Here is a 1,061-nt window from a genome sequence, read left to right as displayed (position 1 = left end):
TTTCTTCCCATGTCAACGCTCTCCTTTGAACTCATATAGTTGGGTTCATTATACAATAAAGAACCCTATAAAATAGAGAACGAATAAGGGTTTTTTATCCGTGTCTATTCTATAGGGTCCAGTTTAAAAATCCATAGGTGTTTTTTTTTACCTGTCTACTTGACAGGGAGCAGTTCAATTGAATCTAGTCCTCTTTTATTTTTATTTTTTATTCGTATTCTACAACATCGACCCATCGCATTAAGAATTCTTCATTTTCTTTAATTCCCTTAGCTAATTGCTCAGCAGCAACAATTGGGCACCACTTCAAAATATATTGAAGAGCGGTATTTGTTTTTTCAGCATATAGTTTGATGTATTTTTCTGCTAATTCTTTCTCGCCTTTTAAATAAAAGTCGAGATACGTAGTGGCAGCATCATGTGAACCATTTCCTTGAGTCACGTGAGACCAGTCAAGGACGTAAGCCTCTTCATCATCTGTAATAATAATGTTTGTTGGATTGAAATCACCATGACAAACTTTATTATGAACAGGCATCCCTGCTAACCGACTATCTAATTCATAACGAATGGTTGCGTTTAAACCGCTATTCGCAATTTTTCGACTCATTTTACTATGCATCTCATTTAGTAGAGGAGCTCTTTCTTGATGGATGGCTATTTGTAAATCAACAAATAGCTCTAAGTATTCATCCATTTTTTCTGGATTTTCATCCATTAATTCTTGCAAAGTGTTGCCTGGTACATAATCCATCACAATCATTTGGTCATCATCTAGCAATCGGACTTCATGTAATTTGGGAATGTTAAGTCCAGTCTCTTCAATTCTTGACTGGTTTAAGGCTTCGTTTAAAATATTAGCTTTTGAGAACGATGAATCAAATTTTATAATGACTTTGTCACCTTTACGATAGATTTCTTTGTCTGATCTTTCGGGGCTGGGAAAAAACTCCCCTAAAATGAATACATCCCTCGACCGATTTTGAGAAAAAATGGTCGAGGGATGTTTCTTTTTTAAAGACAAAATGAGCCCCACCGGCTATAATTGAAGTACCAACAGC

Annotated in this window: 1 protein-coding gene; it reads right to left on the bottom strand. The window is 35.6% G+C overall.

Annotation, left to right across the window (positions count from 1 at the left end; all coding sequences use genetic code 11):
* Positions 1-208 precede the first annotated feature (208 nt).
* The gene (locus ACYQ4S_RS11945) at positions 209-1,024 is read right to left on the bottom strand and encodes a phosphotransferase family protein (RefSeq protein ID WP_459771367.1); all 816 of its coding nucleotides are present in this window, start codon (positions 1,022-1,024) and stop codon (positions 209-211) included.
* Positions 1,025-1,061 lie beyond the last annotated feature (37 nt).

The organism is Alkalibacterium sp. s-m-28, assembly GCF_054658175.1.
This window is presented reverse-complemented; position numbering and strand designations above follow the sequence as displayed.